9 protein-coding genes are annotated in these 14,830 nt (G+C 39.2%); 2 read left to right on the forward strand and 7 right to left on the reverse strand.

What is annotated here, in order from left to right:
- Nucleotides 1–56: 56 nt before the first annotated feature.
- From AB1488_00435 to galT, 7 genes are all read right to left on the reverse strand, one after another.
- Nucleotides 57–3,134 carry a DEAD/DEAH box helicase family protein gene (locus AB1488_00435; protein MEW6408573.1) on the reverse strand — a complete coding sequence of 1,026 codons (3,078 nt, stop codon included), beginning with the start codon at nt 3,132–3,134 and terminating at the stop codon, nt 57–59.
- Entirely contained in the window at nt 3,131–3,484 is a 354-nt protein-coding gene (locus tag AB1488_00440; protein ID MEW6408574.1) for a DUF86 domain-containing protein, read from the reverse strand. The genes AB1488_00435 and AB1488_00440 overlap by 4 nt, the downstream gene beginning before the upstream one ends.
- A complete protein-coding gene (locus tag AB1488_00445; protein ID MEW6408575.1) occupies nt 3,481–3,774 on the reverse strand; it encodes a nucleotidyltransferase family protein in 294 nt (97 codons plus the stop codon). Before AB1488_00445 ends, AB1488_00440 begins: the two co-directional genes overlap by 4 nt.
- A 4-nt stretch (nt 3,775–3,778) precedes the next feature.
- Entirely contained in the window at nt 3,779–6,892 is a 3,114-nt protein-coding gene (locus tag AB1488_00450) for a site-specific DNA-methyltransferase (protein MEW6408576.1), read from the reverse strand.
- A 132-nt stretch (nt 6,893–7,024) separates the two neighbouring features.
- The gene (locus AB1488_00455) at nt 7,025–8,086 is read right to left on the reverse strand and encodes a phosphotransacetylase family protein (GenBank protein MEW6408577.1); all 1,062 of its coding nucleotides are present in this window, start codon (nt 8,084–8,086) and stop codon (nt 7,025–7,027) included.
- A gap of 1 nt (nt 8,087) precedes the next feature.
- Nucleotides 8,088–10,187 (reverse strand): acetate--CoA ligase alpha subunit, encoded by a 2,100-nt coding sequence (gene acs / locus AB1488_00460; protein ID MEW6408578.1) that lies wholly within the window; start codon nt 10,185–10,187, stop codon nt 8,088–8,090.
- Complete coding sequence (gene galT, locus AB1488_00465) at nt 10,180–11,175, reverse strand: galactose-1-phosphate uridylyltransferase (protein ID MEW6408579.1); 996 nt, start codon at nt 11,173–11,175, stop codon at nt 10,180–10,182. Before galT ends, acs begins: the two co-directional genes overlap by 8 nt.
- A 210-nt stretch (nt 11,176–11,385) precedes the next feature.
- On the opposite strand from galT, the gene AB1488_00470 reads away from it, so the two are divergent.
- Together AB1488_00470 and AB1488_00475 are read left to right on the forward strand one after the other, a co-directional pair.
- Nucleotides 11,386–12,366, forward strand: coding sequence for an HD-GYP domain-containing protein (locus AB1488_00470; protein MEW6408580.1), 981 nt, complete (start codon nt 11,386–11,388; stop codon nt 12,364–12,366).
- A gap of 53 nt (nt 12,367–12,419) precedes the next feature.
- Nucleotides 12,420–14,360: an ATPase, T2SS/T4P/T4SS family gene (locus AB1488_00475; protein ID MEW6408581.1), complete on the forward strand. Its 1,941-nt coding sequence runs from the start codon at nt 12,420–12,422 to the stop codon at nt 14,358–14,360.
- Nucleotides 14,361–14,830: the final 470 nt, after the last annotated feature.

The following is a 14,830-nucleotide window of genomic DNA, read 5'->3' on the forward strand; positions in this document are numbered from 1 at the left end:
GGTATTTGATGTCGTAGGTGCTCGAGTTTCTTTCAAAAGAAAAACATTAAACTTTCTTAAAGTAATTTATTGAAAAACTGTTCAGTCCAGTCTTTATCATCTAAGAATAAAACATGCTTGTTAATGTATTCCTCTTTTGGTTCTGGACATGTCCTGCCTGCTATCAGCTTATTATATGGTGTGTCAGAAATGATAAAAGATTCCAGTATAATGTTAGCTTTTCCAAGACTTTTTTCTAACCCCTTGATGTCATACGATAATGTAATCTTCTGGTCATCTAAGCCTTTGGTGTGTTGTAAACCTTTTGGGTCAATGAATATGATTGTCTGTTTACTGCCGTGTTTTAGCCACATGATAAAATCAGGATAGAAACCGCTGAGATTAAAGAAACCCACTCCACTTTTAGGAAAGTTTCTTAAAAGATAAATCTCATACTTTTTAAATTTTTCTTGATTGATTTTTAAATATTCTTTCATATCTTTAACAAATTTTTTCTCACTTTTCTCAAGACCAGCAGGAGAAATCTTTTCTATCTTGTTACTTTGCAGGAGGATTGGCAAATAGAGATGTTTGTCAAAATAAACTCTCGGCAGTTCATCAGATTCTTTTTTAGTTAATTCATCTAAGTTTTTTGCTAATTCTTTAATTTTTCTTATTAAATCTTTATTGATTGGTTTTCCTTTCTCATCAGTTTTCTTAATATGAACAGTATAAGAATACTGATCCCCGCTTTCAGATATAAAAAGTTTTAATTGCTTTGGTGTTACAGTTTCGTATTGCATATGTTTTGTCTCAAACCGCTTTGCGTATTTTCTATAAAAAAGATCTAAATATTTTCTGATGATTAAGATAGCGATTTCTTCTATTCGTCTTATATCTTCTTCATGTCTTGGCTCTAGCACCTGAGGAAGGGCTAAAATCCTGTATCTGTCTGACAAAAGCAAGGCTTTCAATTTGTATCTGTTTAAAATCAGATTCCAATATCCCTTTGCAATCTTAAAATAATAAATCTCATTCCATATCTTTTCCCAGTCAAGCAGTTCTATAATATCTTCTGATAATATCACTCCCTCAACTTCGGCTTTTAGTTCTTCTGTTTTTATTCCTTCTTCCCCTTCTTTTCTCTCTTTTGCTACATATACTGATACCTTTGGCAGAAGGTCAAGAGTAAAATGTATCTGGTTATCAATTTGTAGCTGTAAAATTTCATCTTCCTCAAACCATTTATTTTCATTTTTGGCAAGCGTATGAAGCGTTTTCCACTTTTCCTCATATTGCGGTTTAACCGGTATCTCAATTGTCTCAAACTCCACTTCTTCTTTTCTGATTGCTTCTAAGAATTTATTCAAGTAATCCGCTTTAATGCCATAGATATTGAGCATCTCTAAAAATTGAACCGAGGTTTTTTCACCGCTCCTTTTAAGTGTCATCCCTTTGCCTTTTAGTCTTACTCCTCTGCCAAAAAGCTGAATAATCTGCGGACCCTGACCTTTACCAATATTCAGAAGTCCCATAGAAGAAACCCGCCATGTGTCCCAACCTTCAATAAACTTTTTTGAACCAATTAGGATATTAATCTGTGCACCTTCTTTTTTAATAGCATCAAAAAGAGAGCCTGACACAGCGTCTTGACCAACAGATATTCCCTTTTTCTCCAGCTCTTTTTTAAAACCTGAAACATCGCCAATATTGACAACTCCAAAGTAATCATTCTCACCAACTTTTAAGCCAAGTTCTCCTTCTGCATTCTTTAGCTCATGAACACTAAAACTCCCTTTTCCTCCAAAGACCTTTTTATACAGGTTATCAAAACTAAAACTCCTACTTTTAAGATACCCAAATTTGTTTTCAAATACATCCTCATCGTTGTCATTCTTTAATCCTGTTTTGCCTTCTAAAAGATCTTTCACCTTCTTACTGCACCATTTTTCATGCTGTATGGCTCTTTTTAAAAACTCTACAATCTGAATAACATCGGATTCCTCTTCTTTTCCTGTAACCGTTGTTCCAACAAAGATCCAGAGCGGTTTTTCAAGGTTATGCTCTATTGCTAAACCTTTACTCTCTCCATAGGCAAGGATTTGTTCATAAAAAGACAAAAGATTTGCTATAAACATTATCTCCTGAAACTCTTTATCAGGAACTTTTGTATCCTTAACATTAAGCACCGCAAAGTCTTTGCCGTAGCCATCAAGATAAAAATACTTGTATGAATAATCAAAAATGATTGACTTGGCATACTCTTTAAGTGTTTCTTTATTGCCCTCGCTTAAAATCTGCCCGAAAGTGGCACTGTATTCAAATACAAATCCTTCTTCTGCAAGCTTATCCCTGAGTTTTGCCCACTTCTGCTCTTCTGACTTTTTGCCCTTATGCCCTTCATCAACAAAGACGAGGTTTTTCCCTTCAAATACATCAACTGGCAGGGTGACGCCTCCTCCTTTTTTCTCTTCCACCAGTTTTGTCATTTCCAGAACTAAAATTTCCTGACTGCCGATTGTTATCCCAAGACTGCTTAAACTGCCTCCGTAGAGGTTGCAAGGAATGCCGCTTTTTTGCAGTTCTTCGTAATGCTGTCTGGAGAGCCCCTCGTTTGGTGTAATCAAAATGATATTGTCAGGAGTGAAGAGCTTATAATAAAAAAACTGGTGGTAGTTTATATGCATAATCAGGGTCTTGCCAGAACCTGTTGCCATCCAGAAGGCAAGCTTTTTAAAATCTTCTTCTGTGAATTCGTCAAGGAGTTCAATATCCTGGTCTTGACTGTATGTTCGTAAGAAATCATTTACCTCATACAGAAACTCAATTTTTCTATTTTTCAGGTTATCAAGGATAATCTCTGTGAGAAGAATTGCAAGATATTGGAAATATTTTAATGAAACAGGCTCACGCCTATAATTGATTTTGCGTACATAAGATTGAATATTTTCGTCGTACCTGAGAAGTGTATTTTCTGATAGGGCATCTTTATTTAATCCCTCAAGGGAACGCAGGACATTTACAAAATAACTCCGACCGTCGCTGTCATATCCGGTATCAACATCCTTTGATTTTCCCTGCAAATCTTTGAAATCAATTATTCCAAAAAGTGAAAGAAGGTATTTGTTTAAAACGAGGTATTTTTCTATGTTCATTTCAATTCTTTTTCTAAATCCTCTGAAACCTTCATTATCATTGGCTTTAATCTTGGGATTTCTTCTTTTACAACAAGCCATACTGTCTCAAAATCCACAGTAAAGTACGCATGAATGATTTTATCTCTCATTCCTGCCATGTCACGCCATGGGATAGACGGATATTCATTTCTTATCTCGTCAGGTATGTTTTTAGTTGCTTCTCCGATAACTTCAATGCATCTTATAACCGCATCGCAGGTCTTTTCTTCTTTGAGAAACTCTTCAAAGCTGAACCCTTTGGTATGCCCTTCTGCCCTTTCCATATATTCAAGAATGTCATTGACGTAGAGTTTTACGCTCCTTTTCATACAGGAACAGCCTCCTTTAAGATGTACTCTTTCAGTTCTTTGCGAATATTTTTTTTGGGAACAACATCAATTTTGACTCCAAGAACATCAGAAAGATAATTTTCAAGAGAAACTATCTGAAGCAGGCTTACAGGCTTTTCAAACTCAACTAAAATATCTACATCGCTTGTCTCCTTTTGTTCTTCCCTCACATATGAACCAAAAATCCCGATCTCTGTAACGGAATATTTCTCATATAATTTGTTTTTATGTTTAGCAAGAGTTTCCTTTATTTCCTCAAGATTTTTCATATTCTCATCCCTCCATTAAGTTCTTAAGTTCAGGCTCAGTATATCGGATCTCTACTGTATATGTGCCAAATTTTGGAGTCAAAATGCTCTGTCCATTTACATAAACAATATGCGGCGTACATCCCGTATTTAATACGGGATCAAGTTCCTGAATGATAAACTCTTTATCCTTTTTGAAATCCTCATCACTCCAGTTATCATCGTATTCTCTCCAGACGATGGCTATGTCTTTTCCTTCTTTCTCGCCGAGAATGAATAAGTACTTTCTTTGATTATGCCTCGCCTTTATCTTTTTCACCTTTACCCCAAGCAAATAATTAAAAGTCTCAGGTATATCAACAAGCATCTCCTGAGGCTCTCCTATTTCTTCAGGATTTACCCTGAGCTTGTAAGAGAAAGGATTTAGTTTTTCAATGTTTAACAAGCATGTATTTCCTCTTGTTTCATAATCAAGAAAGTATTTCAAAAGATAATCCTCGCCAAATTTCAATTCTGCTTGCTCATTTGGGGTGAGTTCAATGTTATCAAGGGTGTCTTCGTATTGTTCAAGAATCTGGTATTTGAAAAATCCGCCACCCTTGTAGTCTTTTTTTACTTCTTTGCTAATTCCTGATTTATCGTATGCCAAAACCTTTTTCATCCGGGGCAAAACCACGGTGTAGAAATGTTCCCCCATCTCTATGCCAAGCCATTTTCTCCCGAGTTTATGTGCAACTGCTGTTGTTGTACCACTTCCTAAAAAGAAATCCATAACTAAATCGCCTTCGTTGGATGTGGATTCTATGACACGCTTTAGGAGGATTTCGGAATTTTCTGTGGGGAAGTTCCAATTAAAAGAGTAACCATAAAAGCCAGTCCAATCATCTGTAAGAAAAATGTCTTGCGGTTTTAACATCTGAGGATTGCCAGTTTTGCTAAATCTTATTTTACCTTGCTTTTCCAATTCATTGATGATTTCTTGAGGAGGATAACGTCTTCCTTTTCTTGGTAAAATTTCCTTACTTAAAAGTATCCTTGCTCTGGAAACGGCATTTCCATCTTCATCGTATTTGACATTTTTTGGAGAAAAGAGCTTAAGCATGTTATGGGGAATGATATCCCACTTTTCACCTTCCATATCAATAGAACGCCATTCCTCTTTCTCTCTATCTTCGGTGATATGGTGAAAATAGACAACATCATTATTTTTAGAGTAAAGTAAAATAGAATCATGCCAAGATGGGAATGTTCTTCCTTCTGTTTTCATGCGTATAGATTTATTTACAATAATCTCATTCCTAAAATTCCCCTCCTCAAAAATCTCATTCATTAAGGGTCTAACAAGCCAATTTCCATTATAATCGCATCTAACAAATATGCTTCCCCTATCACTCATCAAATTCCTTGCAAGCCTTAATCTATTTTCTAAAATGCTAATCCAGGTAGAATCTTTATATTTTACATTGTAGAGATAATCTGCATCTTGTTCTTTGTTAAAAGGCGGGTCAATATAAATCGTCTGGACTTTTTCCTTGTATTTCCTCAAAAGCAAATTCAATGCCTGATAGTTTTCGCTTTTGATAAGTAAGCCATCTAAAAGCTCGTCTAAATCTGCATTATCAGTAAGCATTTCAAGAAGTTTTTCTTTGAATTCCTGGCTGAAGTATTTAGTATCAATTGGAAGTTTTTTATTCTGGATTCCTGCTGGAGTTTTACCCCGCACTTGATACGGGGCAGGAATGACATGCTCTATGAATCCTAACTCCTTCCACTCCTTTAACTGTTTCTTATTCTTCAAAATCTCATTATGAAACTCCTCAGGCACACGGTCAGTCGTTATCACATACTCAGTCTTCAGGACAAACTTCTTCTTCTCCCATAATCTTTTCTGGAAATCCTCAATCTGTGCAAGAAAATCAATGATGTCTGCTCCAATCTCTTTAACTACTTTTGCTCGGGTGATGTGTTTGTCAAGAAATCTTTCCTTCTCAAGCGTTTCAATTGATAAAACCTCTGCCTTAATGAAATAATCCATTTGTTCAGAAAGAAATCTTCTCAGGTTTTTGTGGATGAAATAATCCTTCGTGTTTTTGGCAGTAAATCTTGAGAGTTGATAAAGAAGGGTAGGCTTTTCAGTTCCCTCGCTTTTGCTCGGGACAGGTTTATATTCTTTACCTAAAAGTGTTTTTAATGTGGCGTCTTTAATTCTTTTTAAAATTTCTTCATAATTCTTTGAATTAATTTTCTCCTGTTTTGAGGTGTTGCTTCCGCCTTCTACTCCATAATGTTTTACTTCTTTGTCAGTGAGCTCCCGATACTGAAAACGGATGATTAAGGTGTTCTCATCTGAAAATACACCTTTTGTCGTCATCCCTTTCTTTTTTTCTGTCATTCCTGCAGAAGCAGGAATCCAGAGACTTGAATCTACTGGATTCCCACTTTCGTGGGAATGACAAACAAAAGCTACAGGCATTTCGTCATCAAGTATAAAAAATCTCTCTTTTGTCGCCTTATTAGAGCCGAGTTCTTCTTTTGCTGAGACAGTACGAAAGGTGATTTTGAAAGATTTGCTTACATCAGCATAAAAGGTATAATCACGAAAGAGAAGCCCTGTTTTTGTGTAATACTGCTCGTTGTTTGCCCAGTAAAGTTTTACTTCTTCGCCATTAGAGGGAATTGCATATTTATGTCCTTTTATTGAGTATCGGTATTGTGGGACAAAATCGCCTTCTTCATAAAATCTTGAAAAGAAATTATATAAGTCATTGAAAACCCGAAGCCTTATCTCATCAATTAAGACTATCTCATCTTTTTGTGCCTTTATTAAGAGATAATCTCTGCCAACAGGCGTGTCTTTAAATTCTTCTTTAAGTTCACCAGTGGGAGTAAATGCATTCTGCCCCAGCATTTGAATGACTTTTTGTTTTGTCTCCTCAAATGTCTGGTTAATATTTAACAGCCGTTCATCTTTATGTTTGGCAAAGGCAATTTCAACTTTGTTTTTCAGGTCTTCATTGATAAATTGCTCAATCCGTTCTCTCTTGTAATTTAAAATACGGTAGATTCCAAAATCTAAGTCAGATACCTCAAATTGGAATATCTCACGCAGTAGCGATTGGAATTTTTCAATGGAATCCATAGTATGGTAATTATATTTGATTTTTTATTTTTTATCTATGCAAAAGTTAGCTTTTAAATTAAGATATATTACACAAAATGACATATGGGCTATGGAGGACTTATTTCATTTGAATAACATTAGATTTTTCGGTTACAGCCCTATTTTCCTGTATAGACCTTGAAAATCAACAGAAGCGAGGAGAATCTCTCTTGCTCTCGTGACCTTTCTTTCTTCCCGTATTCTTATCTTACCGAGAATCCCTTCTATCTTTTCAACGGTTGTAAAGGTATCATCCCTCACACTTATTATAGGGACCTTAGCAGTTTGAGCCTTTCCAATAATCACATCATTTGGAAGCATGTCACCTGTGAGTATGAGACACCTCGTTGATGTTTCTAACGCAGCAAGCTGGATATCTGCTCTGTGTCCTCCTGTTATGACCGCCTTATTCGGTATCCTCCTGAAGTATCTTAATGCGCTGTCAACATCCATTGCACCTATAGAGAAGTTTTCAACAAATTCTTCCATATATTCCTCTCCTGTTACGACCTTTCCGTTTAGGACATCGGAGAGCTGTTGAACGGTAATTGAGTTAAGCAGTTTGTCCTGCGGTATCACACCGAAGACCTCGATGTCCCTCTTTTTCAGGAATAGCGCTATCTCATCACGAACATACTGAAGACTGCTCATAGGAACCTTATTTAAAATTACCCCGGCGAGTCTTTTACCGATAGACTCTTTAGCTGCGAGCAGACAATCTATGCAGACCTCATCCGTGTATCTATCAACTATGATTACCTTAGCATCGAGTTTCTTTATAAGATGAAGACCTGAGATTTTCATAGAATATCCTTCATAGAGTCCTCCGGCACCACCAACAAGCACAATATCCTTTCCGTCTTTTATGGTATTGTATGCCCCAATTACCTTCTCTTCCATATCTTCTATCTTTTCATGCAAGGCATCTCTGTAGAATTCAAATGTAAGAACCACAGGACATATCACCTTTGCAGGTTCTTTGAGATCAAGAACCTTCTTCATAAACTCTGCATCAGAGTCAACTATGCCATCCTTACTTTTTACGGGTAGACGTCCCATGGGCTTTATGTATCCAACCCTGTAGCTATCATCTTTAAGCTTTAATCCCATCCCCATTGTTATCAGGCTTTTGCCTGAATAGCCTGAGGTTGAACCAATATACAATGTAACCATCTCAACTGCCTCCTTCCAGTATTATTCTTGCATCCAGAATCACCGAGCCTTCTCCCTCCTGTTTTACAATGAGTGGATTGATATCGAGCTCTATAATATCAGGAAATTCTACCACGAGTTGCGATATTCTCAAAACTCCCTCCTCGATGGAGTTCACATCTACAGGTTTTTCCCCGCGAACCCCTTTCAAAAGAGGGTATGACCTTATCTCCCTTATCATCTCTGAGGCATCTCTTCTACTGAGGGGGGCTATCCTGAATGATACATCTTTGAGTATTTCAACATAAATACCACCGAGTCCGAACATGATGACATGCCCAAAATTTGGATCTACACTTATACCGATGATAAACTCCTTTCCTCCTGCGACCATCTCTGAAACAGATACCCCACGGATGTATACACCAGGCATGAATTTCTTTGCATTGGTAGTAATCTCAAAGAATGCATCTTCCACAGCTTCAGGTGTCTTTAGCCCAATTTTAACCCCACCAACATCGGTCTTATGGAGGATATCTGACGATGATACCTTCATTACTACAGGATAGCCAATACCATCAGCAGCCTTTATCGCCTCTTTTGATGTTGTGGCTAAGAGACTCACTGGAAAGTTGAATCCGTAACACTCAAGTATTTTCCTTACATCCATCTCTTCAAGTATGTACTGTCCTCTTTCTCTCGCACCTTTTAGTATTCCTTTGACAGTTTCTCTGTCAACATTAAATTCAGGGATAACTTCTTCGGGTCTGTTTTTCCAGTCGTAATATTCTGCCATCTTTTTGAATGACCTGACCGCTGGCTCGGGGTAAGAGAAATTCGGTATATGATTTTCTTTGAGAACTTCCACACCCCTCCTTACACTTTCTTCACCCATGAATACTGCGAGTATCGGCTTCGAATCTATACTGAATGCGCTGATAACCTCTATTGCGGTCTCCTCAACATTTATGACCGCCTGTGGTGTTAGTATTACAAGGAGACCGTCAACATTTGGGTCTTTTACTACTCTCTGAAGGGCTACACGGTATCTCTCTGAGGTTGCATCTCCAATGATATCAATTGGATTGTACAGTGAGGCATTCTTTGGTAATATAGCGCGGAGATCGTTTATCGTCTCTAAGGTAAAGGATGAGAGGGTAATTCCCGATTTTTCGGAGGCATCAGCAGCCAAGATTCCTGGACCACCTGCATTGGTTACTATCGCAAGTCTGTTACCTTTTGGTAATGGCAGGGTTGAGAATGCCTTTGCGAGTTCGAATAGTTCCTCAATACCATTTGCATGGATGATACCTACCTGTCTGAATGCAGCATTGAATATACCTTCAGAACCTGATAATGCACCTGTATGTGAGGATGCCGCCCGAGCACCTGCTGCAGTTCCACCTGATTTAACCATAATAATAGGCTTGATTCTGGTTGCCTTTGAGACAACATCAAGAAACCTCTTACCATCCTCAACGCTCTCTATATACCCTAATATCACAGATGTCTCCGGATCCATAGAGAGGTATTCTATGAAATCTATCTCGGTAAGATCTGCCTTGTTTCCAAGACTTATGAACTTGGAGAAACCTATTCTATTTCCTATCGCCCAGTCAAGCACAGCGATTCCGAGGGCACCTGACTGTGAGAAGAAGGCAATCCTTCCTTTCGGAAGCATTCCGGCAGCAAATGTGGCATTCATGTTTGCAGATGTATTGATGATTCCAAGACAGTTTGGACCGAGAATCCTTATTCCGAGTTCATTCGCCCTTTCCTTGAGCTTCTGTTCAAGTGCTGTGCCCTCCCCACCTGTCTCTTTAAATCCAGCAGATATTATAATTACAGAGCCTATTCCTTTATTCGCGCACTCTGTAAGTTCATCGAGAACGAACTGAGACGGTATAACTATTACTGCAAGATCAATATCGGAGGGGACACCCGTTACTTTTGGGTATGCCTTCATGCCGAGTATCTCTGATGCCCTGGGATTTACAGGAAAGATACTGCCTCTATATCCAAAACGATGGAGGTTGTTGAGGATGCTATATCCGACCTTCTGCGGATCTCTGGATGCCCCGATTACTGCTATAGATTTCGGGTTAAAGAAATTCTCAAGCATGGGTTATTTCTCTTAAAAACTTTGCACTATCTTCGGGGAGGGAGGTGTTTATATACATGCCTGAGCCGAGTTCAAAACCGGCTGCCATTGAAAGTCTTGGAACTATACTGAGATACCAATGGTAATACTCTGTTTGTGGTTCTTTCGGAGAGTTAGAGCGGATGACATAGTTAAAGTCAGGATTATCAAGCCCGTAGTAGAATTTTGCGAGGGTTATTTTAAGATTAATTGCAAGGTCCTTTATCTCCTCATCTGTAATCATTCCGAAAGAGGTGGTATGCCTTTTAGGGAAGATCCATGTGTGAAACGCAGAGAGTGCTGCATAGGGAATGAATGTGACAAAGTGTTTGGTCTCATAGATAATCCTCACCCTATCTTTCATTTCCTCTGCAAGCGTCTTACATATAAGGCATTCCCCAGTGTTGTCAAAATACCTTACCATCTCTTCTATCCTGTATCTTACCTGAAATGGTGTTACAGGTGTTCCAATGATCTGGGAGTGAGGATGTTCAAGCGATGTGCCAGCACCTTCACCGTGATTCTTAAAGATAATAACATGTTCTATTCTCGTATCATCGTGGATCTCTAAAAACCTCTGTTTATATGCCCTTATTATTTTTTCTACCTGTTCGACTGGTAGCAGCGCGATGGTCATGTTATGTAGTGGTGTTTCGATGAGCACTTCGTGTGTCCCGACACCAGCAACAAGCCTTTTAAGGCCATCTGTCTTTCTTGTCCGTTCTCCTTTTCTCGAAAGTGCAGCGAACTTATTTGGCACTACCCTGATTTCCCAGCCATCCTTACCCTGGATTCTGTATATTTCATCAGGTGTTTTTGATTCATTTCCTGGGCAGAAAGGACAGGTCTCTGAGTAGAGCGGTAGTTTCTTTCTTACAACGGCCTTCTTAAAATCCTCTGGCCTCTTAGCCCTCTCAGTAGCAATAATCACCCATTCCCTTGTGACGAGGTTTAATCTAATCTCTGGCATAACACCTCCTACCCTTCGCTTTTTGTCATTTTAGCATAATAATTTTTCGTAAAGAAGTTTTTTTGACATGAAGCGTGGTGCGGGGTTTACTTTTTCGAATTCGAATTCGAAAACGTCGAAAAGGTCATGGCATTTGGTCATGGCATTTGTTTGCTTGACATTGCAGTTTACAACGTGATACTATTTTGAAATAAAAACTAATCATTTTATATGAGGGATAAAATACTTAAGAGTCAGATAAGAGATTACTTTAAAGTAGATAAGGAATTAATTATCATTTTCCTCCTTGTTGCTATGACGGGATTTATCTTCTTTTTTGTGTCAAACCAGAGAGCCTTCTTGAATTTCTTTTATCTTCCTGTGCTTATTGGTGCTTATTTTTTTGGCAAACGCTACGCCACCCACTCAGCAATATTGTCAATAATTCTGGTTTCTGTAGTTGCTCATGTTTATCCGTCAACCTTTGCCTTTTCTTCTAACGATGAATTATATAAATGGCTTGATATTGTTACATGGGGAGGATTTCTTTTTATTGTGGGATACTATATGGGGCTTCTCTTTGAAAAGAAGGAAGAGACTAAAAAGGAAATAAAAATGACCTATCGGGGGATTATTGAGATGCTGTCCCTTATAATTGATTCGGTAGACAAACAGACCCAGAGCCATTCATACAGGGTTTCTGTTATTGCTGAGATGATAGCACGGGAGATGAGATGCCCTGAAGTTGAAGTGGAAAATATACGAATTGCAGCATTGCTTCATGATTTGGGTAAAATGGGCGTCAGTGCCGAGATACTCCACAAGATTGGGGGTTTGTCTACTCAAGAAAGGGAGGATATGAAGATTCATGCCACACTTGGCGCGGATGTGCTTAAGCCTGTTGGCGGAAGGGTATTGCAGCTTTTGCCGCTAATCCTGCATCATCACGAAAAATATGATGGAAAAGGATATCACGGCCTGATAGGAAAGGGTATTCCCCTTGGAGCAAGAATTATAGCAGTTGCCGATGTTTATGATGCACTTACCACTGATCGTCCATATCGCACAGGGCTTTCGCCACTGCAGGCGAAAAATGAGATCGTGGCAAATGCTGGAACACACTTTGCCCCCGAGGTGGTAGAGGTGTTTGACTCCATATTCCAGAAACTGGAGTCTGAAATCCCGATGCTTCCAACAAAATTAAACCTTTAAGCAAAGGGGGGCTTTTGGTTTAAGGTAATGTTTAAATACAGATGGAGGTCTAAATGGCATCTAAAAAGATAGGGGAACTTCTTGTAGAAGCAGGGCTTATTACTAAAGAAGAGCTGGATACTGCCCTTACTGCCCTTAAGGAAAGGAAAAAACAAAAAGGGAAAAGGCTGGGAACCATGCTGGTTGAAAGGGGGTTTGCCACAGAACTGGATATTGCCCAGACCCTGGCGTTTCAGCTTAATATACCATTCATTGACCTCAATACTGCTGTGATAGACCCTGAGGCGATTAAACTTGTGCCAGAAAAACTTGCAAAAAAACATGTTGTTATCCCGCTCTACACAGAAAAACGGAATATCTTAAAAGTTGCCATGGCAGACCCACTGAACATTGAGTCCATGGATGATATAAGATTTTCCACCAACTATGAATGCTCACCAATGGTTGCCACACAAACAGATATCCTTACAGCCATAAAGATCCACTATCATTCTTCTATACCGATAGAAGAGATTGTGGGAGATATGGTAAAGGTAAAGGAAAAAGAAAAGTTTATAGAAGTAGTCCCTGAAGTGAAGCTCATCGTGGATAAAGAGGATATGTTAAAGAAAAGCGAGGCGCCACCCATTATAAAAATGGTAGATTCCATAATAGTCCATGGCGTAGAGAACAGGGCAAGCGACATACATATAGATCCTCAGGAGCGTACAGTCAAACTCAGAGAAAGGATAGATGGACTCATGACCGATGTGATGGAGGTACCAAAGTGGATGCAGGGAGCTGTGACATCAAGGATAAAGATAATAGCAAAGATGGATATCTCAGAAAGGAGAATCCCACAGGATGGAAGAATCCAGGTGAGGATGGAAGGCAAGGATCTTGACCTGAGGGTCTCCACACTACCCACTCAGTTTGGTGAAACGATAGTAATGCGTATCCTGGATACAAAAGCCACAACCCTCACACTGGATAAGATCGGGCTTTCCCCACACGCAAAAGACAGGGTAAAGGACATCATAGAAAGACCTCAGGGCATAGTCATTGTCACAGGACCCACTGGCAGCGGAAAGACTTCAAGCCTTTATGCAATGATTAGCCATATTAAAACACCAGAAGTTAATATTATTACCCTGGAAGACCCTATTGAATACAAGCTTGAAGGGGTAAATCAGGTGGCAATCAATGACAAGGTTGGACTTACATTTGCATATTGTCTGAGGTCAGTTTTAAGGCAGGACCCTGATGTGATATTTTTAGGTGAGACGAGGGACCATGAAACGGCCGAGATAGCCCATCAGGCATCCGTCACAGGGCATCTTGTATTTACAACACTCCATACCACAGATGCGGTATCAACAGTCACAAGACTGAAAAATATGGGGATCCAGCCATACCTTATTGCATCTGCCTTAAACGGTATTGTTGCCCAGAGGCTTGTAAGAAAGATCTGTGAGTCCTGCAAGGAATCCTATAACCCCACAGACGAAGAATTAATCAGGGTTGGCATAAAGGCAAAAAAGGGGGATAGACCAAAGCTCGATTTCTACAGAGGAAGGGGATGCGACAACTGTGGTAAGGACGGCTACAAGGGGAGAATTGGCATATTTGAGGTGCTGGTTGTGGATACCAAGATAAAAGATATGATAGTTTCTGACGCATCTGAAGATGCTATAAAAAAGGTGGCTATTGCCAGCGGTATGGTTCCAATGCATAAGGATGGAATAGCAAAGGTAGGGCAGGGGTTAACCACCCTGGATGAGCTTCAGCGGGTGATATTTGCAAAGGAAGAGGAGAGGAAGCAAGAGATAATAACCAAACTCTGCCCGAACTGCGCCCAGGTTATAGATAAAGAATTTTCCAAATGCCCATATTGCGGCTCTTCAGTTATTCTCAACTGCCCATCCTGTGGTAGAGAAAGGAATCCTGACTGGAACTACTGTCCATACTGCAGCACGGAATTCAGTTATTCCAGTTTATTTACCGGGATGGGGTAAACCCCGTTAGAATGGCGGGGCTTTCTAACGGGGTAAACCCCGTTAGAAAGTTTTTCGTTCAAACTCTCTGTCTTTAGCCCTTCGTGTGTGGAGATTATATCTTCCTTTCCAAAAGAAAAATAGAACCGTGAGGCTGTCCCAAAATTCGCTTTTTGTCACCCTGAACTCGTTTCAGGGTCTCGTAACGGCTTGATTTTATTAGATGCTGAAATAAATTCAGCATGACAATTATGCTATTTTATTAGTTTTGGGACAGCCTGCCGTCCCCTTTTTACTTCAGTTCTTTTGTTTTAATAGATGCGATCTTTTATTAAGTAGTTCTTGACAGATATTGGTAGGGTGGCTAAAATCCCTCCAATGTTAAGAATAGGAGAGATACGGTTTGCAAACTGCACGCCGATATTCTATGCACTTAAGAAATACCATGATTGCTCAGGGTATAAGTTTGTAACAGGTGTTCCATCTTATTT

The sequence above is a fragment of the Nitrospirota bacterium genome (assembly GCA_040756155.1).
In the GTDB taxonomy this organism is placed as follows: domain Bacteria; phylum Nitrospirota; class Thermodesulfovibrionia; order JACRGW01; family JBFLZU01; genus JBFLZU01.

What these genes read in the sequence shown, in the direction of transcription:
- AB1488_00435 (MEW6408573.1), bottom strand. Translation starts at nt 3,134, where the DNA reads ATGAACATAGAAAAATACCTCGTTTTAAACAAATACCTTCTTTCACTT.
- AB1488_00440 (MEW6408574.1), bottom strand. Translation starts at nt 3,484, where the DNA reads ATGAAAAGGAGCGTAAAACTCTACGTCAATGACATTCTTGAATATATG.
- AB1488_00445 (MEW6408575.1), bottom strand. Translation starts at nt 3,774, where the DNA reads ATGAAAAATCTTGAGGAAATAAAGGAAACTCTTGCTAAACATAAAAAC.
- AB1488_00450 (MEW6408576.1), bottom strand. Translation starts at nt 6,892, where the DNA reads ATGGATTCCATTGAAAAATTCCAATCGCTACTGCGTGAGATATTCCAA.
- AB1488_00455 (MEW6408577.1), bottom strand. Translation starts at nt 8,086, where the DNA reads ATGGTTACATTGTATATTGGTTCAACCTCAGGCTATTCAGGCAAAAGC.
- acs (MEW6408578.1), bottom strand. Translation starts at nt 10,187, where the DNA reads ATGCTTGAGAATTTCTTTAACCCGAAATCTATAGCAGTAATCGGGGCA.
- galT (MEW6408579.1), bottom strand. Translation starts at nt 11,175, where the DNA reads ATGCCAGAGATTAGATTAAACCTCGTCACAAGGGAATGGGTGATTATT.
- AB1488_00470 (MEW6408580.1), top strand. Translation starts at nt 11,386, where the DNA reads ATGAGGGATAAAATACTTAAGAGTCAGATAAGAGATTACTTTAAAGTA.
- AB1488_00475 (MEW6408581.1), top strand. Translation starts at nt 12,420, where the DNA reads ATGGCATCTAAAAAGATAGGGGAACTTCTTGTAGAAGCAGGGCTTATT.